Annotated in this window: 29 protein-coding genes; 28 read left to right on the plus strand and 1 reads right to left on the minus strand. The window is 43.2% G+C overall.

What is annotated here, in order from left to right:
• Positions 1 to 124: 124 nt before the first annotated feature.
• The 11 genes from ACFOZZ_RS09815 (at position 125) to ACFOZZ_RS09865 (ending at position 9,722) form a co-directional block, all read left to right on the plus strand.
• Positions 125 to 505: an HNH endonuclease gene (locus ACFOZZ_RS09815; RefSeq protein WP_376815157.1), complete on the plus strand. Its 381-nt coding sequence runs from the start codon at positions 125 to 127 to the stop codon at positions 503 to 505.
• 245 nt (positions 506 to 750) lie between these two features.
• Positions 751 to 1,302 (plus strand): terminase, encoded by a 552-nt coding sequence (locus ACFOZZ_RS09820; RefSeq protein ID WP_132226275.1) that lies wholly within the window; start codon positions 751 to 753, stop codon positions 1,300 to 1,302.
• Position 1,303: 1 nt separating this feature from the next.
• The gene (locus ACFOZZ_RS09825; RefSeq protein ID WP_216697160.1) at positions 1,304 to 2,086 is read left to right on the plus strand and encodes an S-adenosylmethionine synthetase N-terminal domain-containing protein; all 783 of its coding nucleotides are present in this window, start codon (positions 1,304 to 1,306) and stop codon (positions 2,084 to 2,086) included.
• A 9-nt stretch (positions 2,087 to 2,095) separates the two neighbouring features.
• A complete protein-coding gene (locus tag ACFOZZ_RS09830; protein ID WP_234756760.1) occupies positions 2,096 to 3,373 on the plus strand; it encodes a site-specific DNA-methyltransferase in 1,278 nt (425 codons plus the stop codon).
• Entirely contained in the window at positions 3,357 to 5,204 is a 1,848-nt protein-coding gene (locus tag ACFOZZ_RS09835) for a DNA cytosine methyltransferase (RefSeq protein WP_376815158.1), read from the plus strand. The genes ACFOZZ_RS09830 and ACFOZZ_RS09835 overlap by 17 nt, the downstream gene beginning before the upstream one ends.
• An 88-nt stretch (positions 5,205 to 5,292) precedes the next feature.
• The gene (locus ACFOZZ_RS09840) at positions 5,293 to 6,003 is read left to right on the plus strand and encodes a virulence protein (protein ID WP_346793655.1); all 711 of its coding nucleotides are present in this window, start codon (positions 5,293 to 5,295) and stop codon (positions 6,001 to 6,003) included.
• On the plus strand, positions 6,003 to 6,230 hold the full coding sequence (locus tag ACFOZZ_RS09845; protein WP_165622592.1) for a DUF4314 domain-containing protein: 228 nt from the start codon (positions 6,003 to 6,005) through the stop codon (positions 6,228 to 6,230). Before ACFOZZ_RS09840 ends, ACFOZZ_RS09845 begins: the two co-directional genes overlap by 1 nt.
• Positions 6,231 to 6,362: 132 nt before the next feature.
• The gene (locus ACFOZZ_RS09850) at positions 6,363 to 7,307 is read left to right on the plus strand and encodes an amidoligase family protein (RefSeq protein WP_165622591.1); all 945 of its coding nucleotides are present in this window, start codon (positions 6,363 to 6,365) and stop codon (positions 7,305 to 7,307) included.
• Positions 7,308 to 7,395: 88 nt separating this feature from the next.
• A complete protein-coding gene (locus tag ACFOZZ_RS09855) occupies positions 7,396 to 7,866 on the plus strand; it encodes a gamma-glutamylcyclotransferase family protein (protein WP_234756766.1) in 471 nt (156 codons plus the stop codon).
• Entirely contained in the window at positions 7,856 to 8,056 is a 201-nt protein-coding gene (locus ACFOZZ_RS09860) for a hypothetical protein (RefSeq protein WP_132226267.1), read from the plus strand. The genes ACFOZZ_RS09855 and ACFOZZ_RS09860 overlap by 11 nt, the downstream gene beginning before the upstream one ends.
• Positions 8,057 to 8,120: 64 nt before the next feature.
• The gene (locus tag ACFOZZ_RS09865; protein WP_207618610.1) at positions 8,121 to 9,722 is read left to right on the plus strand and encodes a terminase large subunit; all 1,602 of its coding nucleotides are present in this window, start codon (positions 8,121 to 8,123) and stop codon (positions 9,720 to 9,722) included.
• On the opposite strand, the gene ACFOZZ_RS09870 is transcribed toward ACFOZZ_RS09865, so the two are convergent.
• Positions 9,708 to 9,950, minus strand: coding sequence for a SymE family type I addiction module toxin (locus ACFOZZ_RS09870; protein ID WP_376815159.1), 243 nt, complete (start codon positions 9,948 to 9,950; stop codon positions 9,708 to 9,710). The genes ACFOZZ_RS09865 and ACFOZZ_RS09870 overlap by 15 nt on opposite strands.
• A 54-nt stretch (positions 9,951 to 10,004) precedes the next feature.
• Here ACFOZZ_RS09870 and ACFOZZ_RS09875 point away from each other — a divergent pair, with 54 nt between their 5' ends.
• From ACFOZZ_RS09875 to ACFOZZ_RS09955, 17 genes are all read left to right on the plus strand, one after another.
• Positions 10,005 to 11,348, plus strand: coding sequence for a phage portal protein (locus ACFOZZ_RS09875; protein WP_376815160.1), 1,344 nt, complete (start codon positions 10,005 to 10,007; stop codon positions 11,346 to 11,348).
• Positions 11,266 to 12,096 (plus strand): head maturation protease, ClpP-related, encoded by an 831-nt coding sequence (locus ACFOZZ_RS09880; RefSeq protein ID WP_376815161.1) that lies wholly within the window; start codon positions 11,266 to 11,268, stop codon positions 12,094 to 12,096. The genes ACFOZZ_RS09875 and ACFOZZ_RS09880 overlap by 83 nt, the downstream gene beginning before the upstream one ends.
• A 14-nt stretch (positions 12,097 to 12,110) precedes the next feature.
• The gene (locus tag ACFOZZ_RS09885) at positions 12,111 to 13,301 is read left to right on the plus strand and encodes a phage major capsid protein (RefSeq protein WP_376815162.1); all 1,191 of its coding nucleotides are present in this window, start codon (positions 12,111 to 12,113) and stop codon (positions 13,299 to 13,301) included.
• Between the two features lie 130 nt (positions 13,302 to 13,431).
• A complete protein-coding gene (locus tag ACFOZZ_RS09890; protein ID WP_117445760.1) occupies positions 13,432 to 13,704 on the plus strand; it encodes a head-tail connector protein in 273 nt (90 codons plus the stop codon).
• Entirely contained in the window at positions 13,704 to 14,036 is a 333-nt protein-coding gene (locus ACFOZZ_RS09895; RefSeq protein WP_346793662.1) for a phage head closure protein, read from the plus strand. Before ACFOZZ_RS09890 ends, ACFOZZ_RS09895 begins: the two co-directional genes overlap by 1 nt.
• Positions 14,036 to 14,419: an HK97 gp10 family phage protein gene (locus tag ACFOZZ_RS09900; protein WP_369067332.1), complete on the plus strand. Its 384-nt coding sequence runs from the start codon at positions 14,036 to 14,038 to the stop codon at positions 14,417 to 14,419. Before ACFOZZ_RS09895 ends, ACFOZZ_RS09900 begins: the two co-directional genes overlap by 1 nt.
• Complete coding sequence (locus tag ACFOZZ_RS09905; protein ID WP_376815163.1) at positions 14,419 to 14,736, plus strand: hypothetical protein; 318 nt, start codon at positions 14,419 to 14,421, stop codon at positions 14,734 to 14,736. The genes ACFOZZ_RS09900 and ACFOZZ_RS09905 overlap by 1 nt, the downstream gene beginning before the upstream one ends.
• Positions 14,737 to 14,741: 5 nt before the next feature.
• On the plus strand, positions 14,742 to 15,341 hold the full coding sequence (locus tag ACFOZZ_RS09910) for a major tail protein (RefSeq protein WP_234756784.1): 600 nt from the start codon (positions 14,742 to 14,744) through the stop codon (positions 15,339 to 15,341).
• A 2-nt stretch (positions 15,342 to 15,343) separates the two neighbouring features.
• Entirely contained in the window at positions 15,344 to 15,718 is a 375-nt protein-coding gene (locus ACFOZZ_RS09915) for a hypothetical protein (protein ID WP_234756786.1), read from the plus strand.
• A gap of 216 nt (positions 15,719 to 15,934) precedes the next feature.
• Entirely contained in the window at positions 15,935 to 19,120 is a 3,186-nt protein-coding gene (locus tag ACFOZZ_RS09920; protein WP_234756789.1) for a phage tail tape measure protein, read from the plus strand.
• Positions 19,117 to 19,767 (plus strand): hypothetical protein, encoded by a 651-nt coding sequence (locus ACFOZZ_RS09925; protein WP_234756791.1) that lies wholly within the window; start codon positions 19,117 to 19,119, stop codon positions 19,765 to 19,767. The genes ACFOZZ_RS09920 and ACFOZZ_RS09925 overlap by 4 nt, the downstream gene beginning before the upstream one ends.
• Positions 19,764 to 21,221, plus strand: coding sequence for a phage tail spike protein (locus tag ACFOZZ_RS09930; RefSeq protein WP_234756793.1), 1,458 nt, complete (start codon positions 19,764 to 19,766; stop codon positions 21,219 to 21,221). The genes ACFOZZ_RS09925 and ACFOZZ_RS09930 overlap by 4 nt, the downstream gene beginning before the upstream one ends.
• 11 nt (positions 21,222 to 21,232) lie before the next feature.
• Positions 21,233 to 23,047 carry a hypothetical protein gene (locus ACFOZZ_RS09935; protein ID WP_234756795.1) on the plus strand — a complete coding sequence of 605 codons (1,815 nt, stop codon included), beginning with the start codon at positions 21,233 to 21,235 and terminating at the stop codon, positions 23,045 to 23,047.
• A 15-nt stretch (positions 23,048 to 23,062) separates the two neighbouring features.
• Positions 23,063 to 23,620: a hypothetical protein gene (locus ACFOZZ_RS09940; protein WP_234756799.1), complete on the plus strand. Its 558-nt coding sequence runs from the start codon at positions 23,063 to 23,065 to the stop codon at positions 23,618 to 23,620.
• A gap of 17 nt (positions 23,621 to 23,637) precedes the next feature.
• Positions 23,638 to 25,395 carry a DUF859 family phage minor structural protein gene (locus tag ACFOZZ_RS09945; protein ID WP_234756801.1) on the plus strand — a complete coding sequence of 586 codons (1,758 nt, stop codon included), beginning with the start codon at positions 23,638 to 23,640 and terminating at the stop codon, positions 25,393 to 25,395.
• Between the two features lie 70 nt (positions 25,396 to 25,465).
• Positions 25,466 to 25,879 (plus strand): phage holin family protein, encoded by a 414-nt coding sequence (locus tag ACFOZZ_RS09950; RefSeq protein ID WP_234756803.1) that lies wholly within the window; start codon positions 25,466 to 25,468, stop codon positions 25,877 to 25,879.
• A 1-nt stretch (position 25,880) separates the two neighbouring features.
• Entirely contained in the window at positions 25,881 to 26,741 is an 861-nt protein-coding gene (locus ACFOZZ_RS09955) for an N-acetylmuramoyl-L-alanine amidase (protein WP_234756805.1), read from the plus strand.
• Positions 26,742 to 26,909 lie beyond the last annotated feature (168 nt).

The raw sequence follows: 26,909 nt of genomic DNA on the forward strand, positions 1-26,909 counted from the left end.
GCCACTCCCCGTTCATATTGAAATGGTGTAGAATGGTATTGTAGAAAATTATATAAAGACAACAGAGCCTTTGTAGGAGCAATCCCGCAGAGGCTTTTGTTATGTCCAGATGGAGGTGAAAAAGATGCCAAGAAAACCAAAGAAACCATGTGGTTATCCTGGCTGTCCTAATTTAACAGAAGGTAGATACTGCAAGGAACACGAGAAACAAGCCGTCCGTTCCTACGAGAAGTACGGTAGAGATAAAACTGTACGCCGTAAGTACGGAAGAGCGTGGAAACGAATCCGTGACAGCTATGTTAAGGAACATCCTTTCTGTGAACTGTGTTTTGAGAAAGGAATCCTTGTGCCTGCAGATGAAGTTCATCACAAGCTGCCATTGTCAGAAGGTGGAACGCATGAGAGGTCTAACCTCATTGCTTTATGTAAATCATGCCATGCAAAGATTCATGCAGAGCGTGGTGATTATCATGGTAGCAAAAAACATCATGTGTATAAATATTAAGTGTGACAGGCTATGACGGGTATTTACATACCTTTTCTATAGAGGTTAAAAAATAATCTATATATATAAATATAGGAAATGACAGTCTTACCCTGTCACACTTCAAAAAAAACATATGATTTGATGAGAAAAAAAGACCCAGGGGCGGTCGAAATCTCTAAAATGACCGTCACCGTGGAACGGCGTGGGGTCTTGCGTGTGAAAAATGCGAAATCAAAAGGGTAATTAAAGGAGGGTGTACAGACGTGCCTACAAAATCGAATAACATCGGTGGCCGTGGTGGTGCAAGACCTGGTGCAGGTCGCAAGAAAACGGCTGTATCCGAGAAAGCAAAGAACGGAAATCCGGGTGGCAGAAAATTAGAAGTCCTGGATATTCCTGAAGTGGAAGGTGTGGAGATGCCAAAGCCACACGACTTCCTGTCTGCAGAACAGAGAGACGGAAGTGAACTGCAGGCTCACGAAATCTATACGGAAACATGGAACTGGCTCAACAAGATCGGATGCTCATCGAAGGTATCCCCACAGCTGTTGGAAAGATATGCGATGTGTTCTGCAAGATGGATTCAGTGCGAAGAGATGACCAACAAGCTGGGATTTCTTTCAAAGCACCCAACAACACAGAAACCAATCCCATCTCCGTTCATTAACATTGGCATCAACTATATGAACCAGGCAGTAAGGCTCTGGAACGAAATATTTCAGATTGTGAAGGAGAACTGCAGCACAGATTATGATGATGCTGCTCCACAGAATGATTTGATGGAAAGACTCCTAAGAGCAAGGGAAGGAAAATAATATGATTGAAAAAGTAAATCCATGCCATCCTGATAAGGTGGCAGACAGAATAGCAGGTGCCATTGTTGATTTGGCTTATGCAAAAGAAGAAAATCCGAAGGTTGCCGTTGAGGTGCTTATCGGTCATGGGCAGGCTCATGTAATTATTGAAACATCAGCTGATATTGACAAGCTTGATGTTGCAGAAGTAATCCATAGAATTGCCGGAGATGTCAGAGCAGACATCGAGATAGTTCCCCAGGATATACACCTTGCAAAGAACCAAGAAGAGAGCATCCATTGTGGTGACAATGGAATCTTCAAGGGAATGCCACTTACTGAAGAGCAGAAGGCATTATCCCAGATAGCAAGAGACATCTATAAAGTGTATCCGTTTGATGGAAAGTACATTCTTGATCAGGCAAGACTCATCATCTGCCAAAGCAATGCAAAAAAAGTACACTTAAAGGAAATCTATCCTGCAGCTGAAATCAATCCCCTGGGTGACTGGACTGGTGGCACGGATGTAGATACCGGGGCAACCAATCGTAAGCTTGGTTCTGATATGGCAGACTCCGTAACAGGTGGTGGTCTTCATGGCAAGGACTTATCCAAGGCGGATGTTTCTGTAAATATCCATGCATTCCTTAAGGCACAGAGAACTGGCAAACCAGTAGAACTTGTATGTGCCATTGGTGATGATGCCGTTGATGGTATTCCATATAAGGAAATTGTGGAAGAAGCAAGAGAGTTTATTCGTTCCATCGGTGGCTTTGAGAAGTTTGCCGAGTGGGGACTTTATTAAGGAGGCATTATGGGAAAGACAACTACAGAAATGCAGCTTGTAGCTGTATCAAAACTTATTCCTTATGCGAATAATGCAAGAACCCATTCTGCCGAGCAGGTTATGAAACTTCGTTCTTCCCTTCGTGAGTTCGGTTTCATCAATCCTGTTATCATTGACCGAGAGTTTAATGTTATCGCAGGTCACGGAAGAATCCTTGCTGCAAAGGAAGAAGGAATACTTGAAGTGCCTTGTGTATTTGTGGACTACCTTACAGAGGCACAGAAGAAAGCATATATCCTGGCAGACAACCGAATGGCAATGGATGCAGGATGGGACGAAGAGTTACTTCGTATTGAGATTGAGGCTCTCCAGGGTGAGGACTTCGATATAGGACTTACGGGATTTGACGAAAGCGAGATTGCAGATCTCTTTGGTTCGGATGATACTTCCGGGGTAAAGGATGATGACTACGATTTGTCAGCTGCACTTGAAAAAGCAGCCTTTGTAAAGCGTGGTGATATCTGGACAGTCGGAAGACACAGACTGATGTGTGGTGATGCAACTTCTTCAGAAGATGTAGCTGCACTTATGGATGGTAAAAAAGCCAACCTTATCATTACTGATCCGCCTTACAATGTGGCATTTGAAAGTTCCGATGGTCTATCCATCAAAAATGATAAGATGGCAAATGATAAATTCTATGAATTCCTGCTTTCAGCATTTAAGAACATGGCCGAGCATCTTGAAAAGGGTGGCTCGGCTTATGTATTTCATGCAGATACAGAAGGTCTTAATTTCAGAAAGGCTTTCATGGATGCAGGTTTTCACTTATCCGGCTGTTGCATCTGGGTAAAGAACTCCCTTGTGCTTGGCCGTTCGGATTATCAGTGGCAGCATGAACCAGTCCTTTACGGCTTTTTACAGAACGGAAAGCACTACTGGAGCAAAAATGCAGGCAGAAGTCAGACTACCATCTGGAACTTCGATAAGCCGAAAAAGAATAAGAACCATCCGACCTCAAAGCCACTTGACCTGCTTGCCTATCCGATTGGAAATTCAAGTCAGGAAAATGCAATCGTCATTGATACCTTTGGTGGCAGTGGTTCAACTCTCATGACCTGTGAGCAGACGAACCGTGTATGTCATACGATGGAACTTGATGAAAAATACGCATCCGTCATCCTTCGCAGATATGTTGAGGATACCGGTGATGCAGAAGGTGTATTTGTAATCAGAGATGGTGAGAAGATCCCATACTCTGCACTGGTAAAAGAAGTGGAGGGTACGGATGGAGAAACAGAATAATTTGACCCTTGGCAGCCTTTTTGATGGTTCTGCCGGGTTTCCTTTAGGAGGATTGCTTTCTGGTGTTACCCCTTTGTGGGCATCGGAAATCGAGCCTTTTCCTATTCGTGTAACAACGAAAAGACTACCGCAGATGAAACACTACGGTGACATTTCCAAGATGAATGGTGGCGAGATTCCTCCCGTTGATATCATTACATTTGGAAGTCCATGCCAGGATATGTCCGTTGCCGGAAAGAGGGACGGACTTGGTGGTTCTCGTTCCAGTCTGTTTTATGAAGCGGTAAGAATCATAAAAGAAATGAGGAGTAAGACAAATGGCAGATATCCAAGATTTATCGTCTGGGAAAATGTCCCAGGAGCCTTCTCAAGCAACAAGGGAGAAGACTTCCGAGCCGTCCTCGAAGAGGTCTGCAAAATCAAAGATGAATGTGTGTCAGTGCCTAAACCTTCAAAATGGCAGAGTGCAGGAAAAATCCTGGGAGACGGTTACTCAGTCGCATGGAGACAGCTTGATGCTCAATTTTGGGGAGTACCCCAGAGAAGAAAACGTATCTACCTTGTCGCAGATTTTGCAGGCTGGTGTGCCGGAAAAATACTATTTGAGTCAGAAGGCTTGTCTGGGTATTCTCCGCAGGGCTTCCGTTCGTGGCAAGAAACTGCCAACGGTTCTGCAGAGAGCATTGGAGAAACAGGCAGCAACAGCTTAATGTTTGAAAACCACGGACAGGACTCAAGATATACGGGCCCTCTTGAAGTGGCACAGACCGTTCTTTCCACATTTGGAACGGGTGGTAATAATCAGCCTTTTGTTGTGCAGACACCAAAGACTCTCAAAATCAGAAGTGGCTGCGAAGGTGGTGGCAAGGGTGCCTTGATTCAGGAAGACAAGTCAGCGACCCTTGGATGCAACAATGATCAGACTTTATTCGTGCCAAAGGTCTATGGTATCTGTGCCAAGGACAGTAATGCGATGAAGTCATCAAATCCTAACAGTGGATTCTATGAGGCAACTACCAGCAGATGCCTTGATGGGAATGGTGGCAATCCATCATGCAATCAGGGCGGCATGGCTGTTATTGAAGGAAACGGAACTAGACCTTCTCATAAGGGTGATGGCTATAAGGAATCCGATGTGATGTACACGCTTAATGCGACAGAACAGCATGGAGTTGCGTATGGAATCGGAAGATCTGCAATGAACCAGGGTTACAACGCACAGTTCTCTTTCCAGGTGGAAGAGGAAGTCGAACCTACACTTGTTGCAGCAGGAGCAAGTGGTGTGGCTCATCCTGTGTTCAGTTCTTCAAAGGCATCGTTCTTTACGTCAGCTGAAGAGGAACTTGCAAACACACTTGTAGCAACCGACTACAAGGACCCGCCAATTGTAAATGACAGTCCAAGCTATGGATTCTATCCACAGATGAAAGCCGAGTGCATTACCTTTACGGAAGAAAAGAGTGGATGCCTTGTGAATGGTACAAATCCGGGATTTCAGAATGGAGTCCTTGAAGCTGACTATATCGTAAGAAGACTTACACCGACCGAGTGTGCAAGACTGCAGGGATTTCCCGACTGGTGGTGTGATGACCTTGGTATTCCTGAACCCACTGATGAGGATATTGCAGAGTGGAGAGAAATCTTTGATACCCATGCAAAGGCTCTCGGTAAGGAAACAAAGCCGAAGACCGATGCACAGATAAGGAAATGGCTCATCAATCCCCATTCTGATTCTGCTGAATATAAGATGTGGGGCAACGGAGTAGCACTTCCTAACGTGGTATTCGTGCTTTCAGGCATTGTGTACTACTCACAGTTTCCGACCGAATAGCAGCTGCTTATTCTACACACAAACAACTTGATATATGTGCCTTTTAGAGTGATATATGGTACTACCAAAAACGAAGGAGGTACATAACATGGTACTGCATTTTAATGTAAAGGGCGAAAGCCGAAAAGCAATGGTAAAGGCAATCGAAAAGGAACTCGGTGTTAAAGCCAGATACCTTGGAGTTCCAAGCTGCTCATACGAGGTTGGAAACTACATGGTAGGAAGAAACGGAGAACTTGAGTTTGCAGATGGAGAGAGTATGGAAGAAACAGCAAAGATCATTGATGCCTGCGTAATGGCCACAGGCACTTCCCCAGAAGAATGGGATAACAATCAAATGGGGGCAAAAGAAGCCGACTGTGAGCCGAATAAAGGGGCAACAGAGGGCGAAACCGCAGGACTTACGGTATCAATCCCAATTGAGAAAGTGAAGGTGGGAAACCTTACGGCACTTATTGATTCCAAAGCCGGACTCATCAAGAAGGCACTTGGCATTACAGAACTTGGCATCGAGATTGAAGAAGATAAGGTTTCCTTCCCTTGGTTTTCAAAAGACCTGGATGCAGACAGCATTCAGACCTATACACGATTCATTGCAGCACTTTGCGAGATGAGTGTTAATCAGAAAAGAATCCAGGCGAAGGAGAAGAAAGTCGACAACGAGAAATACGCATTCAGATGTTTCCTTTTAAGACTCGGATTCATCGGTGCAGAATACAAGGCAGACAGAAAACTTCTTCTTAAGAACCTTGAAGGCTCGGCAGCATTCAAGAACGGTGCGAAGGGAGGCGAAGTATAATGTTCTTTCCAAGCAGAGATATCGTTGAGAGAGTGAAAAAGGAATATCCGGCAGGCACAAGAGTTGAACTTGTAAGAATGGATGATTTCCAGGCACCACCGATTGGAACGAAGGGTACGGTCAGAGGTGTTGATGATACTGCAAGCATTATGGTTGCATGGGACAACGGCAGCAGTCTGAATGTGGTCTACGGCGAGGATAAATGCCGTAAGATCACTGAAGAATAAAGGTCAGAAATACACAGTTTTTCTGCCAAAAGATTGTGTAGTATATGGTGCTAATTAACTTGATATAGTGTGCTTTTAGAGTGATATATAGTACTACCAAAAGGGAAAACACACCAAACGGAGGTACATAGAATGAACGAAAAAATCACACATCAGATTGAAGAAATGAAAAAGCAGACCATCGGAGTTGAGGTCGAGATGAACAGCATCACAAGAGAGCGAGCAGCAAAGCTTGCAGCCGAATACTTCGGAACAGGACGCTACGAGAATACAGCATCAAGGAACGGCTACATGACCTGGTCGGCATGGGACGGACAAGGAAGAGAATGGAAATTCCAAAAGGACGTCAGCATTGCCGGAGACGATGCACACAAATGCGAAATGGTAACCCCAATCCTTAAATACGAGGACATGGAAACCTTGCAGGAACTGATCAGAAAGCTTCGCAAGGCAGGAGCCAAGAGCGATGCAACAAGGGGATGCGGAGTTCACATCCACATCGGAGCAAACGGCCACACACCACAGACCATGAGAAACCTTGCAAACATCATGGCAAGCCACGAAAGTCTGATAGCCGAGGCACTTGACCTTGACCGAGGAAGAATGAACAGATACTGCAGAACGGTTGACCCAAGATTTTTAGAGCAGCTCAATAAGAAGAAACCAAAGACCATGAGCAAGCTTGCAGACATCTGGTACGGCACACAGGGTTGCAACTACGGACGCAGCCAACACTACAATGACAGCCGATACCATATGCTCAACTACCACGCAACCTTCACAAAGGGAACCATCGAGTTCAGACTTTTCCAGTTTGACGCACCTGCCGATGGTAAGCAGAACGGACTTCATGCCGGACAGCTTAAAAGCTACATTCAGCTTTGCTTGGCACTCAGCCAGATGGCAAAGGAAGTAAGAACAGCAAGTCCAAAGCCACAGCAGAACGAAAATCCAAAATACGCAATGAGAACATGGCTCTTAAGACTTGGGTTCATCGGAGACGAATTCAAGACAGCAAGAGACCTTCTTACAAGAAGACTTGCAGGAGATACAGCATTCAGAACTGCAAGGAGATAGCCTTGTAACACCTTAATAAAAAGAGTCGACCACTTCGGTGGTCTTAAGGTGGTAGAAGGGTGTCCCCTTCAGAAAGGATGGAAACCATATGAGTAAACGATACTACATTGCCTATGGCAGCAACCTGAACATCCCACAGATGAGAATGCGATGTCCGGGAGCAAGGATTATTGGAACATCGGTCATTGAAGACTATCAGCTTTTATTCAAAGGCAGCAAGACAGGTTCTTACCTTACCATTGAACCGATGGAAGGTGCTAAAGTTCCTGTTGTAATATGGGAAGTTACCGAGACCGATGAGAAAGCACTCGACCGTTACGAAGGATATCCAAACTTCTATTACAAAAAGGAAATGACCCTGGATATCAAAGGCATCAGAACGGGAAAGGTGCGAAGACGAGATGCTTTTGTCTACATCATGCATGAAGAAAGAGAACTTGGAATCCCAAGCTGGTACTATGTGAACACCTGCCTTGACGGATACCGAGCCTTTGGATTTGATGAGAAGTACCTGTTTGATGCAATCAGAATTAGCAGGAGGGATACACATGAAGACTGAAGTAAGAAGAATTGCAATCTGCCCTAAATGTGGCAAGGAATATCACGGAAGTCCGGCTCTTTCAAGAGTGGATAACGAAACCTATATCTGCCCCGACTGTGGAACAAGAGAGGCTCTTGAAAGCATCGGTGTGGACAAGGATGAGCAGGAAGAAATCCTGAACACCATTCATAGCTGCATGGGACAGTAACAACTGAAAAAGAATACTTTTCGGGACTCCACCAGGGGTCCTTTTTTCGTGGAGGTGATGGCGAATGAGAAAACTGAAAAAGTATAAACCCACGAAGCTTATGGCGAAGTCTTCTCATTACGATGAGCAGATGGCGGATTATGCCGTCAGCTTTATTGAGGAACTATGCCATACCAAAGGAACGTGGGCAGGAAAGAAATTTGAACTGATAGACTGGCAGGAACAGATTATAAGGGATCTGTTCGGTGTGCTGAAACCAAACGGATACAGACAGTTCAATACAGCCTATATTGAAATTCCCAAGAAACAGGGAAAATCGGAACTTGCAGCTGCCGTTGCACTTCTTCTTTTATGTGGTGATGGAGAAGAAAGAGCAGAAGTGTACGGATGTGCAGCAGACAGAAACCAGGCAAAAATCGTATTTGATGTTGCCGTTGATATGATAAGGTTCTGCCCGGCTCTTATGAAAAGAGTGAAGATACTGGAATCACAGAAGAAAATCATCTATAAGCCTACCAACAGTTCCTACCAGGTTCTGTCGGCGGATGTTGCAAACAAGCATGGGTTTAATACCCACGGAGTAATCTTTGATGAGCTGCACACCCAGCCAAATCGAAAACTCTATGATGTAATGACCCAGGGTTCGGGTGATGCCCGTATGCAGCCGTTGTATTTCCTTATTACAACAGCCGGGAATGATACGAACTCCATCTGCTATGAGATACACCAGAAGGCATTAGATATTGAGGCAGGCAGAAAAGTTGACCCTACCTTTTATTCTGTTATCTACGGTGCAGATGAATCGGAAGACTGGACAGACCCTAAAGTATGGAAGAAAGCAAATCCATCACTTGGTATTACAGTTGCAATAGAAAAAGTAAAAGCTGCCTGTGACTCTGCAAAGCAGAATCCCGGAGAAGAAAACTCCTTCAGACAGTTAAGGCTTAATCAGTGGGTAAAACAGTCGGTACGATGGATGCCGATGGAAAAGTGGGATGCCTGCAACTTTGCCGTTAATGAAGATGACCTGGAAGGTCGTGTATGTTACGGAGGACTGGACTTATCCAGTACAACCGATATCACGGCATTTGTGCTTGTGTTTCCACCACTTGATGAGGATGACAAATATATCGTTCTTCCTTATTTCTGGGTGCCGGAAGATACCCTTGACCTTCGAGTGCGAAGAGACCATGTTCCCTATGATCTGTGGGAGCGAAAAGGCTATCTGCAGACAACCGAAGGTAATGTTGTTCACTATGGCTACATCGAGAATTTCATAGAAAGTCTTGGTGAGAGATTCAACATCAGAGAAATTGCCTTTGACCGTTGGGGAGCAGTACAGATGGTTCAGAACCTGGAAGGCATGGGATTTACCGTTGTGCCTTTCGGACAGGGATTCAAGGACATGAGTCCACCGACCAAGGAACTGATGAAGCTTGTGCTTGAACAGAAGATAGCACACGGTGGTCATCCAGTTTTAAGGTGGAACATGGATAACATCTTTATCCGTACTGACCCTGCTGGAAACATCAAGGCAGATAAGGAAAAATCAACTGAAAAGATTGACGGTGCCATTGCAACAATCATGGCACTTGATAGAGCAATCAGATGTGGTAATGAAGTAACGGAATCGGTCTACGATACAAGAGGACTACTTGTCTTCTGATTTTTCGATGACAAGCTTACCGTTTTCACAATGGATAGTAACTTTATCTCCAGTATGAAAGCCTAGATCTTCAAGCCACATACCGTTGATACGAAGTGCTGGTACTTCTTTATTGTTGTACCCACCTACAGATGAAACAGTAAGATTTCGTTCTGCTTTGAATGGACGTTTTCTAGGTGTTTTATCTGCACTACGGGTTTTGACAAAATCGACATCATATGTATACATTAGCAATCAACTCCTTACTTTTGGGAAATTATAAAAACAATGGAGGAAAAAACGATGAGTATTTTTTCGGGATTATTTAGGACAAGAGATGCTCCTACCAACCGAACAAGCGGTAGTGCTTATTCATTCTTCATGGGTGGAAGTACTGCCGGGAAGAATGTAAATGAGCGAAGTGCCATGCAGATGACAGCGGTTTATGCCTGCGTCCGTATCCTTTCAGAGGCTATCGCAGGATTGCCACTTCATGTCTATCATTATAACGATGATGGTGGAAAAGAAAAAGCATTAAGCCATAATCTCTATCATTTGCTGCACGATGAACCGAACCCTGAAATGACAAGCTTTGTTTTCAGGGAAACACTTATGACACACTTACTACTTTGGGGTAATGCCTACGCACAGATCATAAGAAATGGCAAGGGTGAGATTATTGCTCTTTATCCATTGATGCCAAATCGTATGAGAGTTGACCGTGATGACAAGGGTCATCTGTATTACGAATACCGGGTAAGTTCTGATGATGCTCCTACAAATAAAGGCTCCACCGTAAGGCTTACACCTGATGAAGTCATGCACGTTCCAGGATTGGGATTTGATGGTCTTGTTGGTTACTCGCCAATTGCGATGGCCAAGAATGCTATCGGTCTTGCAATCGCAGCAGAAGAGTATGGAAGTAAGTTCTATGCGAATGGTGCTGCACCAAGCGGTGTATTAGAGCACCCTGGAACTCTAAAGGACCCATCAAAGGTAAGAGATAGCTGGTCACAGACATTTGGTGGCAGTGCGAATTCACATAAGGTTGCTGTTCTGGAAGAAGGGATGAAGTATACACCGATTTCCATTTCTCCAAACGAAGCACAGTTTTTAGAAACAAGAAAATTTCAGATTGATGAGATTGCTCGAATTTTCAGAGTGCCTCCACATATGGTAGGAGACCTTGAGAAATCGAGCTTTTCTAATATTGAGCAGCAGTCACTTGAGTTCGTGAAATACACCCTTGACCCATGGGTTTCAAGATGGGAGCAGAACATGGCACGTTCTCTTCTTTCTGCAGAAGAGAAAAAGCAATATTTTATTAAGTTTAATGTGGACGGACTTCTTCGTGGTGATTACCAGAGCCGTATGAATGGTTATGCCACTGCAAGACAGAATGGCTGGATGTCTGCCAATGACATAAGGGAACTTGAAAATCTCGACAGGATTCCTGCTGAGTTGGGTGGTGACCTTTACCTTATCAATGGCAACATGACCAAGCTTGAAGATGCGGGTATCTTTGCTACGGGAACAGACACATCAAACGGAGAGGAGAAGACAGATGAAGAACAAGAAGTTCTGGAACTGGAAGAGCCGAAAGACTCTAAACCAGGCAAACGAAGAAGTCGCAGAACGAATCCTTGAGTTGCATGGCACGATTGCCGAGGAGTCATGGTTTGACGATGATGTTACACCACAGCTTTTCAAGGATGAGTTAAATGCCGGAAGTGGAGATATCACCGTTTGGATTAATTCTCCGGGTGGTGACTGTGTGGCTGCGGCTCAGATTTACAATATGCTCACACAGTACAAAGGCAATGTCACAGTAAAGATTGATGGTATCGCAGCATCAGCTGCATCGGTCATTGCGATGGCAGGAAATACAGTTCTTATGTCTCCTGTATCCATGATGATGATCCACAACCCTGCAACCGTAGCATTTGGTGACCATGCAGAAATGCAGAAGGCAATCGATATGCTTGCAGAAGTTAAGGAATCCATCATCAATGCCTACGTGATTAAGACTGGTCTTACAAGAGCCAAGCTTAGTCACTTGATGGACGCAGAAACCTGGATGGATGCAAATAAGGCCATTGAACTTGGCTTTGCTGATGACATTATCACAAGAGCAGAAACAAAACCGAATACAGAAGATTCTGATGAAGAGGACGAAGAAGATGAAAGCACCGAGGAGAAGGAAAAGAAACCAACTGACTCGATGCTTTTTTCACGCAAGGCTGTAAACAACGCTCTTATCAACAAGCTGGAAAAACACTATGTCCAGCCTGAAAAGACAGTAACAAAGCAGGCAGAAATCACTGCACCTGCAAGTAAAGGCACTCCTGCAAAAGAGATTAAGGAGCGTCTTGATTTTATTAAGAAATTCATTTAAGGAGGAATTCTATTATGACTATTAAGGATTTAATCGAAAAAAGAGCAAAAGTGTGGGATACTGCAAAGAACTTTGTTGAGACCCATGAAGACAAGAATGGTGTGCTTTCCGAAGAGGATACAGCAACCTACAACAAGATGGAAAAGGAAATTGAGGATTTGACAGCTGCGATTGATCGTCAAACAAGAGCAGAACGCAGAGAAGCAGAACTTGCAAAGCCTGTTAATTCTCCGATTACCGGTAAGCCTTTTATGGGTGATGCAGATAAGGTAAAGACTGGACGTGCTTCTGATGCATACAAGGATGCGATGCTTTCTGCAATGCGTTCTAATTTCCGTAATGTAAGCAATGTATTACAGGAAGGTGTAGATGCCGATGGTGGTTATCTTGTGCCGGAGGAGTATGACAGAAGACTTATCGATGTGCTTGATGGTGAGAACATCATGCGCAGCCTTGCTACAAAGATTACTACAGCAGGTCAGCACAAAATCAACATTGCAGCTACCAAGCCTGCAGCAGCATGGATTGAGGAAGGTGGAGCATTATCTTTTGGTGATGCAACATTTGACCAGATCTATCTTGATGCCTACAAGCTTCATGTAGCAATCAAGGTTACTGAAGAATTGCTTTATGACAATGCCTTTGGTCTTGAAAACTACATCATCACTCAGTTCGGTAAGGCTTTAGCAAATGCCGAAGAGGATGCATTCCTTAACGGTAACGGTACTGGAAAGCCTACTGGTATCTTCGCAGCAAACGGTGGTGGTCAGATTGCAGCAACACTTACTGCAGCTATCAAGTCTGATGACCTTATCGATTTGGTATACGGTCTTAAGAGACCTTACCGTAAGAACGCATCTTTCATTATGAATGATGCCACACTTGCTTCTATCAGAAAGCTTAAGGACAACAACGGTGCCTACATCTGGCAGCCTTCTTACAAGGAAGGAGAACCTGACAGAGTTCTTGGCTATGCTGTTCACACTTCTGCTTTCGCACCTACAAATGCGATTGCATTCGGTGACTATAGTTACTACAACATTGGTGATCGTGGTTCTCGTTCTTTTGCAGAACTGCGTGAACTTTTCGCTGGTAACGGCATGGTCGGTTATGTAGCCAAGGAAAGAGTCGATGGTAAGCTTATCCTTCCTGAAGCAGTAAAGATCTTAAAGCTTAAGCAAGAAACTGCAAGTTCTAAGGGTTAAGAATAATTAAGTGTGACACCCTATGACGGCTATTTACTATCCTTTTCTATAGGAATAAAAAAAGAAACCTATATATAAATATAGGGAATGCCAGTCATAAGGTGTCACAGATTATTAGGTGGTGATAGAAATGATTGTAAATCTTGATGAGATGAAGGGTTACCTTCGTGTGGATTTTGATGATGACGATGCACTTATCGAGAACTTCATCACAACCGGGCAGAATCTCTGTGCAGACATAGCCAGGTTATCAGTTGATGAACTCGGTGCGATTCCATCATCAAAGATTGCTGTCATGTACGCAGTTGCCTATCTGTATGAACATCGAGAAGATGCAGACCACCATCAGCTTACCATTTCCCTTCGCTCACTGCTTGAAGGTGTAAGAAGGAGTGTGTTCTGATGGATATAGCATTACTGAATGTAAAGATTACTGTTCAGAAGAATGAAACTGTGGTTGATGCCATCGGCAATCATAAGAATACTTGGACTGACTATCATACCTGCTTTGCAACGGTAAGTGGCGAAGGTGGTTCTGAAAAGAGTGTGGCAGGTCTTATTGTAGATGATTCGGATATTTCTTTTACGGTCAGATACTGTAAGGCTCTTGTAGACCTTGATGTTACAAAACACAGAGTTATATTTGAAGGCTCCCTTTATAACATCGTTTCTATTGACCACATGAACTATAAGAAGAAATGCCTGAAACTGAAATGTGAGAAAGTGAGGAGATAGTGTTGGCAAATGTAAAGATTGATAACCTTGCAGATGAAATCATGAACGGTCTCAAGGAGTATGCTGATCTGGCTACAGATGATTTAAAAAAGTCTGTAAGAAAGGCAGGAAATACAGTAAGGAAAGATATCGCTGCATCTGCTCCAAAGGATACGGGAGCCTATGCGAAGAGCTGGTCTGTCAAGAAAACGAAGGAAACTTCAAATTCACTTGAACTGACAGTACACTCCAAGAACCGATATCAGCTTGCCCATCTTCTTGAACACGGTCACGCAAAACGTGGTGGTGGAAGAGTGGCTGCAAGACCACATATCGCACAGGCAGAAGAAAAAGCAATTGAAACTTTAGAATCAGAAATCAGCAGAGCACTTGGAGGTATGTAATGGAAGAACTGTTAAACGTGATAAAGGAGATGGATATTCCTTTTGCATATGACCATTTTGCAGAGGGAGAAAGTCCAGATCCACCGTTTATCTGCTATCTCTTGCCCAGCAGTGATAACTTTGCTGCTGATGGAAGAGTGTATCTAAAGGTAAACGAAGTTCATATAGAACTGTATACCGATTTGAAGGACTTGTCGGTAGAACAGAAAGTTGAATTCGTGCTTGACAGTCACGGCATTTTTTATGACCGTTTGGAAACATGGATTGAGAGTGAAAAGATGTATGAAGTCCTATATTCATTTGAAATGGAGGCATAAAAGCTATGGGTAATAAAGTAAAATACAACCTTAAAAACGTTCATGCAGCAAAGCTGACAAGGACAGAGGATGGTGGCTATTCCTATGAAACGCCAAGAGCAATTCCCGGTGCAGTAAGCATCAGTTTGGATGCAGAAGGTGATACTTCTCCGTTCTATGCGGATGGTATCGTGTATTTCCGTTCTGTATCTAACAACGGTTATAGCGGTGACTTAGAGATTGCTCTTATTCCAGAATGGTTCAGAACAGAAATTCTTAAGGAAGAACTCGACAAGAATGGTGTTCTTGTAGAAAACTCTAAGATTGCGGAGATGGAGAAGTTTGCACTTCTATTTGAATTCGATGGTGATGCGAAGTGTATCCGTCATGTTATGTATAACTGCACGGCATCTCGTCCGTCTATTGAATCTGAAACAAAGGAAGATACCATTGAACCTGGTACTGAGAAGTTGTCTTTGACAGCAGATCCTAGAGAGGATGGTCTTGTAAAATCAAGAACCGGAGATACAACTACGGATGCAACCTACAACGATTGGTACAAGGCAGTCTATGTTCCAGTAGCAAAGACCGATTCTGCCGCATCTGCTTCGACAGGAGGTAAATAATTATGCTGAAGAAAGTAATTAATGTTGGCGGCAAAGAGGTCGAATTTCGTTCCTCGGCCACTGTTCCAAGATTGTATCGTGCAAAGTTCAAGAGAGACATCTTCAAGGACTTAGCAAAACTGGAAAGCTCCTATAAAGGCAGTAAGGAAGAGGGAGAGGAATTCGCTATCGATGATTTGGAAATCTTCGAGAACGTGGCATATATCATGGCATATCATGCGGATAACACCATCCCAGATAACATCGATGATTGGCTTGATCAGTTTGAGATGTTTTCTATTTATGAAGTACTGCCGGAGATCCTTGCTCTTTGGGGAACGAACCTTATCACGGACATTGACTCTAAAAAAAACTTAAACGCAGTAGCAGGGAGATGACAACACCCTTGTTCCTCTTGCGTTGTTTAGAAATCGGCCTTTCCATCCGAGACTTGGATTATCTGACCATTGGTATGGTAATGGATATTTGGACGGAGAAAGGAAACGATTCTGTAAAATATGACAGCATTGCAACGCAGGAGGACTTCGATAAGTTCTGACGGCTCGGACGAATCCGAGCTTTTATTATGCAATTTTTTAAGGAGGTAGACGCCAATGGCAAACAGAATCAAGGGTATCACTGTCGAAATTGGCGGTGATACTACCAAACTGCAGACAGCTCTTAAAGGAGTCAACGGTCAGATTAAAAATACACAGTCTGCATTAAAAGATGTAGAAAAGCTGTTAAAACTTGATCCGACTAATACAACACTTCTTGCGCAGAAGCAGAAACTTCTGACACAGGCAATTGGAGAAACCAAGGAAAAATTGGCAACCCTTAAGACAGCAGCACAGCAGGCAAATGAACAGCTGCAGAAGGGTGAGATTTCACAGGAGCAGTACGATGCTCTTCAACGTGAGATTGCCGAGACGGAAGCTGAACTTAAAAAGCTGGAGTCACAGGCATCCAAGACCAATCAGACACTTACAAAAATCGGAGAAGCAGGATCAAAGGTGGAATCCTTTGGTAATGGTGTTACAAATGCAGGAAAGAAAGTATCTGTAGCATCTGCTGCGGTAACAGGTCTGGGTGTTGCTTCTGTAAAGACAGCAGCAGACTTTGAAAGTTCCATGAGCCAGGTTCAGGCTACGATGGGAATTACAAAAGATTCCATGTCAAAGCTTGACGGACAGTCCGTCAATACAATGGATGCACTGTCTGATCTTGCAAAAGAGATGGGGGCTAAAACTGCGTTTTCAGCAAGTGAATGTGCTGAGGCTCTAAATTACCTTGCTCTTGCCGGGTACGATACACAGGAGATGGCTGATACGCTTCCGACTGTACTTAATCTTGCGGCAGCTGGAGGACTTGATCTTGCATCAGCATCGGATATGGTCACTGATGCGATGTCTGCCCTTGGAATGGAAACGTCTGATGCAAATAAAATGGTTGACCAAATGGCGAAGACTGCATCAAGCACAAATACATCTGTAGGACAGCTTGGAGAAGGTATCTTGACCATTGGTGCAACAGCAAAGACAGTCAAAGGTGGAACTGCAGAATTAAATACAGCACTTGGTATCTTGGCGAATAATGGTATCAAGGGAGCAGAGGGCGGTACGCACCTTCGTAACGTCATCTTGTCATTGCAGAATCCAACAGATGGTGCAGCCAAAACAATGGAAAAATTGGGTGTTCAAACCTATGACTCCGAAGGCAATATGCGTTCATTAAATGATATTTTGGGTGACCTGAATAAATCAATGGACGGCATGACTTCTGCAGAAAAGGCGAACATCATAGCAACTATTTTTAACAAAACAGATCTTGCATCGGTTAATGCACTGCTCGCCAATACTGGAGATACCTGGACGGATCTTCAGATTGCCATTGAAAACAGTGGCGGAGCAGCACAGCAGATGGCAGACACTCAGCTTGATAACTTGTCTGGTCAGCTTACGATCTTAAAGTCTGCAGTAGAAGGTTTTGCAATTTCCATTGGTGATGCACTTATGCCAATGATTAAAAACATCGTAGCAAAGATTCAGTCCTTCGTGGATTGGCTGAATAATCTTGATGAGGGTACAAGACAGGTCATTGTTAAGATTGGACTTTTCATTGCAGCCTTAGGACCGTTCCTTATGATCCTTGGTACGGTGATATCCAAAGGCGGTGTGGCCATGCAGACATTCAGCAAGCTGGGACTTAAGATTACCAGTCTTGTTTCCAATGCCGGTGGCTTATCCGGGGTGATGGGAAAGGTTGGTGCTGCGATTGGTGGTATCTCTGCCCCTGTGGTTGCAGTTGTGGCTATTCTAGCAGTACTCGCTGCAGCTTTTGTGCATCTGTGGAGAACGAATGAGGATTTCAGAAACAGCATTATAGCAATCTGGGAGAGAATCAAATCTGTATTCAGCGGCTTTGCGCAGGGCATTACAGACAGGCTGAATGCTCTAGGCTTTGACTTCCAGAATTTCAAGGACGTTGTATCTGCTATTTGGAACGGACTTTGTAACTTCCTTGCTCCGGTTTTTGAAGGAGTATTCACACAGATTGCTAATATCCTTGAAGCGGTGCTTGGTGTTATCACAGGAATTCTTGATGTGTTCATCGGAATATTCACAGGCAATTGGTCACGGGTATGGGAAGGTGTCAAAGGAATCTTTGGTTCGGTATGGGATTTTATCAAGAATACCTTTACCAACTACATGAATGTGATTCAGAATGTGGCCAATGTGGTGCTTGGATGGTTTGGTACTTCATGGAATGAAGTGTGGACTGGAATTAAAGATTTCTTCGTAAATCTGTGGACAGGCATCACAACCTTCTTTACGAATCTGTGGGAGGGGATTAAGAATACAGTACAGACTGCGATTATGTTCATAGCAGCACTCTTTGAGGCGGCATTCGATATCATCACACTGCCGTTCCGATTTATTTGGGAGAACTGTAAGGAAGTTGTTATTGCAGTTTGGGATGCAATTAAATCCAAAGTCACAACAGTCATCAATGCAGTTTCTACAGTTATCAGTACAGTAATGAATGCCATCAAGACTGTATTTACCACTGTGTGGAATGGAATAAAAACCGTGGTAACAACAGTGGTCAATGCCATTAAAACAGTTGTCACAACAGTATTCAACGCCATCAAGAATACAGCGACTACGGTATGGAACGCAATCAAGACGGCGGTAACTACTCCAATCAATGCGATAAAGACAACAGTATCGACCGTGTTTAATTCCGTAAAAAGTACCATCACAAGTATTTTTAATGGAATTAAATCCACTGCTACATCCGTGTGGAATGGAATAAAATCTGCAATCACTACACCGATTGAGGCGGCTAAGAATAAGGTTAAGGGAGTTGTTGATGCCATTAAGGGTTTCTTCTCCGGCATGAAGCTCTCTCTTCCTCATATCAAACTGCCGCATTTCAGTGTGACAGGTAAACTCTCGATTGCTCCGCCATCAGTACCTCACTTATCCATTTCCTGGTATAAGGAAGGCGGTATCATGACCAAGCCGACAGCATTTGGTATGAACGGTTCTTCTCTTATGATGGGAGGAGAAGCAGGAGCAGAGGCAATCCTGCCGCTTTCAGGCTTTTACAAGCAGCTTGAAGCAATGATTGACAGCAGACTGAATATGACTTCTATGGAGAAGTACTTGGCCATCATTGCAGATAACAGTTCGAAGGGAATCTACCTTGACGATGGAACTCTTGTAGGACATTTACTTCCTGCAATCGATGACGGACTTGGTAAAAATACAAAACTGACAAGGAGGCTTTCATTATGATACCGGATATTTATATTAACGATATGTCCATGCTGAAAATGGGATGGATCAGAGAAAATATTGAATTTCCAGTTCCGGAATCTCAGACAGAGACAGTTGTTGTTCCGGGAAGAAATGCTCCTATCAGATTCAGTGAGGCTCTTGGCATGATTTCGTTCAAGCCGAGAGCCTTTACCATTACTTTGTCTATGCTTGGAACAAGAAGTCAGTTTGATGCCAAGGTGTTGACAGCATCAAATCAGTATGCCGGAAGACTGTGCAAGGTAAGGAAAAGTGAAGAGCCAAATCTTTACGCTGTTGGGACACTGCAGCTTACTCCATCCTATGATCCGCTTTCCGGAAAGGGACAGCTTGTGCTGGAATGCACCGATGGTGACAGTTATCGTTACCATGTGGATATGACAGAAATTGTTCAGACTGGAAGTGGAACAGTCATTTTGAAAAATGATTATATGCCAGTAGTTCCAACTGTCATTACTACAGCAGAAACCACGCTGTCATGGAAGGTGGGAACGGACTCGTTCAATAAAACATTAAGTGCAGGAGAATGGGAAATCCCACAACTCCAGCTTTCCTATGGCAATAATTCTGTGAAGGTGACAAGCACCGGGAATACGACTTTCCGATATAGGGAGGGATGCCTATGAGACAGTTTCGAGTATATGTGGATGGAAATATATTCTATCATCCAAATCTCTCCAAGCTTGCTATCACGGAGGCGAAGGTCAGTGAAGATGCAGAGAATATTGATAGTCTGACTTTATCTGCTCCATTTAATCATCCTTACATTGATGCCATCAAGCCGATGGCATCTGTGATTGTCTGTAAAAAGGGAGAGGAAACGGTATTTGAAGGAAGGGCACTGGATGACGGCAGTGATTTTTATAACACACATACCTGGACATGCGAGTCAGCACTTGCCTATCTGAAAGATACCATGCAGCCACCGTTTTCATATAAGGGGACACTTAAAGGTCTGTTTGAACAGTTTGTTTCTATTCACAACAAGGCAGTGGAACAGCAAAAACAGTTCAAGGTTGGCAATATTACAGTTACGGATGACAATGACTACGTGGCATACAGTAGTTCCGATTATTCGATAACGATGGATGCCATTAAGAATAAACTCATCAATACCCACGGTGGATATCTCATGGTTCGATATGAGAACGATGGAAAGTATCTCGATTATCTTGCTGACTTTAAAACGAAGTCCGTCCAGAAGGTTGAGTATGGAAAAAACATCACAGATGTAAAAATCACAAGAGACCATACGGAAAGAGTGACCGTGCTGATTCCACTTGGCGCAAAGAAGAAAATAACAGATGCAGAAGGCAACGAAACAGAATCTGAGGAACGAGTGGATATCACATCTGTAAATGGTGGAAAGAATTATATTTCAGACGATGCTGCAGTTAAGGAAATAGGCTGGATATGGAAATCAGAAGTGTGGGATGATGTGACACTTCCCAGTAATCTTCTAAGAAAAGCAAAATCAAGGCTGTCCGACCTTGTGAATGGAGTTACCAGTATTCAGCTTACAATCGTGGATGAATCCGATACGGGTGCAGATATTGGAGACATCCGTGCAAGAATGTATGTGGAGTGCATCTCCAAACCTCATGGTATCAATGGCACGTATCTTTGTGTCAGTAGGACAAGAGATTACTTAAATCCTGCAGGAAATACCATCACAATAGGTGCAAGCGGAGTAAGTCTTTCTGCATCCACCGTAAAGCAGGATAAGAACATATCTGCACTTGAAAATGACCTTTATGGTCAGACAAGGAAGATAGATGTGATTTTGGGAGAGGTGGATAACATCAATGCTCAGAAGATGTATCGAACCGAACTTATTGTGGAGGGGGTAAATATCTTCAAGACCAAAGGTGAAAAAAGCACCATGCTCTGTAAGGTCTATTCTTGGGACAAGGATATTACAGAAAGCATTGATGCTGAGTGCTTTATCTGGCACAGAAAGTCCTCTGATGAAGAGGCGGATACCGAGTGGGATAAGAATCACATAGGTATGAAACAAATAACGATTACGACTGAGGACGTGTTAGACAATGCGTCCTTTTATTGTGAAATAAAACTTTAGGAGGAATTTCAATGGCTACAATTTTAACATCCAGTCAGCAGACATTCGTGGATATCACAGACCAAAGAAAGCTGTCAGCATATATCACATCTAATCTTCCAAAGACTCAGAGTGAAGATCCGAATGTTCTGCCACATACTTATGCACCAAACTGGGCAAGCACAAATCTTGTATTAACTCCTGTTCTTTTCTTGGATCAGACCAATGTATCTCCAACAGCAAGTGGAGTGACGATTTCATGGAAGAGAAAAGATGGGGTGGCATCTGAGACGGTACTGACAAATGGTGAAACTGTTAAAAATGGAGTTTTGACAGTAAATCAGAATAAGCTGTCAGCATCTTCATCTGGGATGATTACCTATATTTGCTATATCAGTTACTACGATTCTGAAACAAAGAACACGATTAACATCACAGCTGATATTACCTATACCCTGGTAAAGAATGCAGAAAATGCAAAGTTGTGTACAGTAAGCAGTGATACCTATGTATTTAAGTATGACACTTCACAGGCTTTAGTTGGTGCATCGCAGGCAACTCTTACGGTACAGGTGCAGGGTGTAACCGTCAGCAAATGGCAGTATAAGAACAGCAGTGGAGTGTGGGCAGATTATCCGACTACTTCCGACAATACTTCCATCACTGGCGGAACTTTGGTGGTAAAGCCTACACACAGTGTTTTTGTAAATAATGTGGCACAGATCAGAGTCACTACTTCAGAGAATGACGTATATGACACGCTTACCATCAGCAAGATTTATGATGGGGCAAAAGGTGATAAAGGTAATCCTGGTTCAGCCGGAACAGGAGGTCTTTCGGTTGTCCTTGGAAATGAGGCACAGACGATTGCTTGTACTTCACAAGGAAAAACATCTGCTGCAAGCACGATTAGTATTCCGTTTACCGGATATGTTGGTATTACGCAGACTGCTTGTACCTGTGCGGTGGGAACACTGCCTACAGGAATTACAGTCAAGACCAATACTGCTTCAACAGCCAGTGCAACAGGTAAACTGGAACTTGCCGTAGCTGCATCTTCAGACCTTGGAAGTGAATCGACATTGAATGGAAATATTACACTGACATTTACCATTTCAGGAAAGACAGTCACAAAGATATTTACTTGGACAAAGTCGAAAGCAGGAAGTAATGGTGCTAACGCTATTGTCTTTTCCGTCTATGCTCCAAACGGAACAATTGTGCAAAATCAGTCCGGCAGTATTCAGCTTGCCACTTCTGCCTACAGTGGAACAACGGCGATCACAGCTGCCACCTATCAGTGGGCAAAATATGCTGATGGTAAATGGACAAATATCAGCGGAGCAACAACAAGTACGTTGACTGTCAGTGGATCGGATATCATCAATATTCAGTCTTATCGATGCACCATGACCTATGGTGGAAAAACCTATGTAGATGTGATCACTGTAGAAGATAAGTCAGATCCGTATGTGTCGGAGATGCTTTCTATCGGTGGTTATACCGTCAAAAATAACCTTGGCGGTGTGGTTCCGTATATTATTGTTCGTACCAATCAGAAGGAAGTAGATGCACTGCTTGGAAACATCAGCGAAACAGCACCATCCAGTCCCGCAAGCGGAGCTTTCTGGTACAAGGTCGATCACAATGCAAAGACGGTAACTTTGATGAAATACAACGGATCTGCCTGGGCAAATGCAACGGAAAAGCAGAGTCTTACCTACACCTGGTATGCACAGGATAAAGACGGCAAAGAAAAGACCTTTGACAAGACTGGTAAGGTCATCTATTTATCCGCAGCTGATATCGACAGCATCATGACCTTGCAGTGTGATGTTTCAAAATGATGGGAGGTGTGAAAAGTGGCACTTTTGACTTCCTGCCAGCACACCTTTCAGAGTGTTGCGGCGTATGAAGATGCGTTGGATGATGTGGAAACACTGAAGGTTCAGGTGCATGAGTGTTACTCTGAAATCACCAAAACATCTAATGAGATATTGAGTTCGGTAAAGGATACCTATATAGAAAAATCAGATATAGAGAAAATTCAACAGGATTTTCAAACCAGCATTACACAAAACAGCAGTGAGATTCGTATGGATTTCACTGCTATTACTGATGAGATTAAAAATAATGTGGCAACGAACCAGGAACTTTTGGAGGAGTATATCCGATTCAAAGGAGCATTGATTGAACTTGGTAAAGTCGGAAATGCATTCACTGCTGAACTCTCCAATGAAGAACTGGCATTCAAAGAAAACGGTCAAAAGATTGCATACATCTCGAATCAGAGCTTGGTTATTACAAATGCAGAAATTCGAAACAAACTGTCCTTGGGAAATGATGCCAGAGGATGGTTTGATTTTATTCCAAGAACTAACGGTAACCTTTCAATCAAGTGGAGGGGTCCTGTATCGTAAAAGGAGGATGATTTTTAATGGCATCAAGCGGAAGTATTACAACAAATGAATATCAAGGGCGTTCAGTTACACTTTCTTGGTCTTTATCCAGTCAAAGTGTAGAGAAAAATACATCGACTATATCATGGGCATTAAAAGGTTCCGGTTCTGGTGGAGGATGGGTAAAGTCAGGTGGCTTTAAGGCAGTCATCAATGGCAAAACGGTATACTCAACTTCAACTGACAGCCGTATCCAATTGTACAATGGAACGACTGTTGCATCTGGAACGATAACTATTGCACATAATGCAGATGGTACAAAATCATTCAGTCTGAGCTGTCAGGCGGGTGTTTATACTTATGCAGTAAATGTAACGGCTAGTGGTACGCATACGTTAAATACTATTCCAAGAGCCTCGTCAGTAAAAGCATCAAATGTTAACATGGGAAGTGCTGCAACCATTACGTTAAGCAGGGCATCTTCTTCCTTTACGCATACCTTAACTTATAAATTTGGAAATGCATCGGGAACGATAGTCTCAAAGACTTCATCGACTTCTGTGTCATGGACTCCGCCTGTTTCACTGGCAAGTCAGATTCCATCAGCTGTTTCAGGTACTTGCACGATTACATGCGATACCTATAGTGGTTCTACAAAGGTTGGTTCTAAAACTTGTACTCATACACTTACAGTTCCATCTTCGGTAAAACCCACTATCGGTAATCTGTCAGTGACCAGAATAAATGGAGATGTGCCTTCATCATGGGGGATATATGTTCAGACAAAATCTAAAGCAGCCATCCAAATAACAGGTGCTGCTGGAAGTTATGGATCAAGTGTTAAATCTTACAGTATTAGTGGAGGTGGATATTCAGGAACAGCAGACACGCTTACAACAGGATTCTTGAATACTTCTGGAACGATTACATTTACTGCCACAGTTACAGACTCCAGAGGGCGAATATCAGATGCCAAAACAACATCCATATCTGTTGTGGCTTATTCTCCACCATATATAAATTCCGTTGTTTCTCAAAGGGCATTGAGTAATGGAACGCTAAATGATGATGGAACATATATCCGTGGAGTTGTATCTTTTGGCTATTCGTCATGTGGCGAAAAAAATACACTGAGCTGTTCTCAGTTCTACAAGAAAAACTCTGATGCAAATTGGACGAGCGGTGGAGTATCTTTTCATTCAGATACACCTTTCACATTTGGAAACGGCAAGATATCTACAGAAAGTACCTATGATGTCAAATATTCATTGACGGATGCCTTCTGTACAATTTCGGCTCAGGATATTGTTTCTACTGCAGCGGTGGTGATGGATTTCAAAAGTGGCGGTAAAGGTGTGGCAATTGGAAAAGTATCTGAAACAGACAGTTGCTTTGAAATAGCCTCCTCTTGGAGTATTAAGAAAAAAGGTTCTGTAGAATCTGATTTTGTCATCTCTCAAGGCACCAGTGGTATTTGGACTTATCGTAAATGGAAAAGTGGAATTGCAGAATGCTGGTGCAGAAAGACCATAACCACCAATGTTACAAACGTCTGGGGCGGTTTATATACCTCCGGAAGATTGGATGCATTAGATATTTCTTTTCCTTTTGCGTTCAAATCTGCCCCAGTTGTTACTGCAAATCTGACTGCGAATTGGGCCGGTGCGATTCTGATGGTGCCAGGTGATTGTAAAGATGCATCTACAACATCAACCGGGACCTTTGAAATAGCAAGAGGCTCTGCGATAGCCGGAAAAAGCTATATTGTAAATTTCCATGTTATTGGAATGACTTAATATTGGAATCAAGCATCTCTTCGGAGGTGCTTTTTTCATATCAATTTTTAAAGAAAGAGAGGAATTTACTATGAAGGAATTTTGGAACACAATTCAACTTATTTTTGCCGGTGTTGGTGGTTGGCTTGGTTACTTCTTAGGAGGCTGTGATGGCTTGCTTTATGCACTCATCGCTTTTGTGGTCATTGACTACATCACTGGTGTCATGTGTGCCATCAGCAATCATACGCTTTCCAGTGAAGTGGGTTTCAAAGGCATCTGTAGAAAAGTGCTGATTTTCTTGCTGGTGGGCATTGCAAACATTCTCGATATTCATGTTATCGGTTCTGGCAGTGCACTTAGAACAGCAGTCATCTTTTTCTACATTTCCAATGAAGGCGTCAGCTTACTTGAAAATGCCGCACATCTGGGACTTCCAATCCCTGAAAAAATCAAAGTTGTATTAGAACAGCTTCACGATCGAAGCACAAAGGAGGAAAACTAACATGGCTTACACAAATTCAAAACTAGTATCTTACACAAAACTCAGTCCAAATCATTCAGGACATAGAACACATTCCATCGACAGAATTACACCCCACTGCGTAGTGGGTCAGTGTTCTGTGGAAACTTTAGGAAATATCTTTGCGCCGACTTCCAGACAAGCAAGTTGCAATTATGGCATTGGCTCCGATGGAAGAGTCGGAATGTATGTGGAAGAAAAGAATCGTTCTTGGTGTTCTTCATCTAATGCGAACGATCAGAGAGCAGTGACTATTGAATGTGCATCCGATACTAAACATCCATATACTATGAACAGCACTGTGTACGCAACTCTTATTAAGCTTTGCGTAGATATCTGTAAACGTAACGGAAAGAAGAAACTTATCTGGCTTGGGGATAAAAATAAGACTCTGAATTACTCACCAAAATCTGATGAGATGGTACTTACAGTTCACAGATGGTTTGCCAATAAATCCTGTCCGGGAGATTGGCTTTACTCAAGACTTGGTGATCTTGCATCAAAGGTCACTGCACAGCTTGGTGGTTCTTCTTCTGGCGGAACAACTGCAAGTGGACTATATAGAGTCAGAAAATCCTGGAATGATGCAAAATCACAGAAAGGTGCATTCAAGTCCCTTGATAATGCAAAGAGATGTGCTGCATCAAATCCAGGATACTTTGTCTTTGATGAAAACGGAAGAATCGTAGGTTCTACTACCTCAAGTACCAAAACGGTAGATGAGCTTGCACGAGAAGTTATTCGTGGAAATTGGGGTGACGGAGCTGAAAGAAAAAATCGTCTCACTGCCGCAGGATATGATTACAATGCTGTGCAAAAAAGAGTCAATGAACTTCTAAAATAATATAGGTAACATAGACATGAGTCTGTCTGCATTCTTCGGAGTGTGGACAGGCTCTATTTTTTTTGCAAAATGCGTCCTTTTGATGCCATTCCCAAGGCTACTAGTTAGGAAGAGAAAAACAAGGAAAAAGGAAAAATAAAATAGTTTTCAAAAACGTCCTTTAGAACA

This window comes from Catenibacterium sp. GCM10023432, from assembly GCF_042651925.1.
Classification (GTDB): Bacteria; Bacillota_I; Bacilli_A; order Erysipelotrichales; family Coprobacillaceae; genus Catenibacterium; species Catenibacterium mitsuoka.

Bases quoted from the DNA above. Each gene is read 5' to 3' on its own strand.
- ACFOZZ_RS09815 (WP_376815157.1), top strand. From the start codon at position 125: ATGCCAAGAAAACCAAAGAAACCATGTGGTTATCCTGGCTGTCCTAAT.
- ACFOZZ_RS09825 (WP_216697160.1), top strand. From the start codon at position 1,304: ATGATTGAAAAAGTAAATCCATGCCATCCTGATAAGGTGGCAGACAGA.
- ACFOZZ_RS09830 (WP_234756760.1), top strand. From the start codon at position 2,096: ATGGGAAAGACAACTACAGAAATGCAGCTTGTAGCTGTATCAAAACTT.
- ACFOZZ_RS09835 (WP_376815158.1), top strand. From the start codon at position 3,357: ATGGAGAAACAGAATAATTTGACCCTTGGCAGCCTTTTTGATGGTTCT.
- ACFOZZ_RS09840 (WP_346793655.1), top strand. From the start codon at position 5,293: ATGGTACTGCATTTTAATGTAAAGGGCGAAAGCCGAAAAGCAATGGTA.
- ACFOZZ_RS09845 (WP_165622592.1), top strand. From the start codon at position 6,003: ATGTTCTTTCCAAGCAGAGATATCGTTGAGAGAGTGAAAAAGGAATAT.
- ACFOZZ_RS09850 (WP_165622591.1), top strand. From the start codon at position 6,363: ATGAACGAAAAAATCACACATCAGATTGAAGAAATGAAAAAGCAGACC.
- ACFOZZ_RS09855 (WP_234756766.1), top strand. From the start codon at position 7,396: ATGAGTAAACGATACTACATTGCCTATGGCAGCAACCTGAACATCCCA.
- ACFOZZ_RS09860 (WP_132226267.1), top strand. From the start codon at position 7,856: ATGAAGACTGAAGTAAGAAGAATTGCAATCTGCCCTAAATGTGGCAAG.
- ACFOZZ_RS09865 (WP_207618610.1), top strand. From the start codon at position 8,121: ATGAGAAAACTGAAAAAGTATAAACCCACGAAGCTTATGGCGAAGTCT.
- ACFOZZ_RS09870 (WP_376815159.1), bottom strand. From the start codon at position 9,950: ATGTATACATATGATGTCGATTTTGTCAAAACCCGTAGTGCAGATAAA.
- ACFOZZ_RS09875 (WP_376815160.1), top strand. From the start codon at position 10,005: ATGAGTATTTTTTCGGGATTATTTAGGACAAGAGATGCTCCTACCAAC.
- ACFOZZ_RS09880 (WP_376815161.1), top strand. From the start codon at position 11,266: ATGAAGAACAAGAAGTTCTGGAACTGGAAGAGCCGAAAGACTCTAAAC.
- ACFOZZ_RS09885 (WP_376815162.1), top strand. From the start codon at position 12,111: ATGACTATTAAGGATTTAATCGAAAAAAGAGCAAAAGTGTGGGATACT.
- ACFOZZ_RS09890 (WP_117445760.1), top strand. From the start codon at position 13,432: ATGATTGTAAATCTTGATGAGATGAAGGGTTACCTTCGTGTGGATTTT.
- ACFOZZ_RS09895 (WP_346793662.1), top strand. From the start codon at position 13,704: ATGGATATAGCATTACTGAATGTAAAGATTACTGTTCAGAAGAATGAA.
- ACFOZZ_RS09905 (WP_376815163.1), top strand. From the start codon at position 14,419: ATGGAAGAACTGTTAAACGTGATAAAGGAGATGGATATTCCTTTTGCA.
- ACFOZZ_RS09910 (WP_234756784.1), top strand. From the start codon at position 14,742: ATGGGTAATAAAGTAAAATACAACCTTAAAAACGTTCATGCAGCAAAG.
- ACFOZZ_RS09915 (WP_234756786.1), top strand. From the start codon at position 15,344: ATGCTGAAGAAAGTAATTAATGTTGGCGGCAAAGAGGTCGAATTTCGT.
- ACFOZZ_RS09920 (WP_234756789.1), top strand. From the start codon at position 15,935: ATGGCAAACAGAATCAAGGGTATCACTGTCGAAATTGGCGGTGATACT.
- ACFOZZ_RS09925 (WP_234756791.1), top strand. From the start codon at position 19,117: ATGATACCGGATATTTATATTAACGATATGTCCATGCTGAAAATGGGA.
- ACFOZZ_RS09930 (WP_234756793.1), top strand. From the start codon at position 19,764: ATGAGACAGTTTCGAGTATATGTGGATGGAAATATATTCTATCATCCA.
- ACFOZZ_RS09935 (WP_234756795.1), top strand. From the start codon at position 21,233: ATGGCTACAATTTTAACATCCAGTCAGCAGACATTCGTGGATATCACA.
- ACFOZZ_RS09945 (WP_234756801.1), top strand. From the start codon at position 23,638: ATGGCATCAAGCGGAAGTATTACAACAAATGAATATCAAGGGCGTTCA.
- ACFOZZ_RS09950 (WP_234756803.1), top strand. From the start codon at position 25,466: ATGAAGGAATTTTGGAACACAATTCAACTTATTTTTGCCGGTGTTGGT.
- ACFOZZ_RS09955 (WP_234756805.1), top strand. From the start codon at position 25,881: ATGGCTTACACAAATTCAAAACTAGTATCTTACACAAAACTCAGTCCA.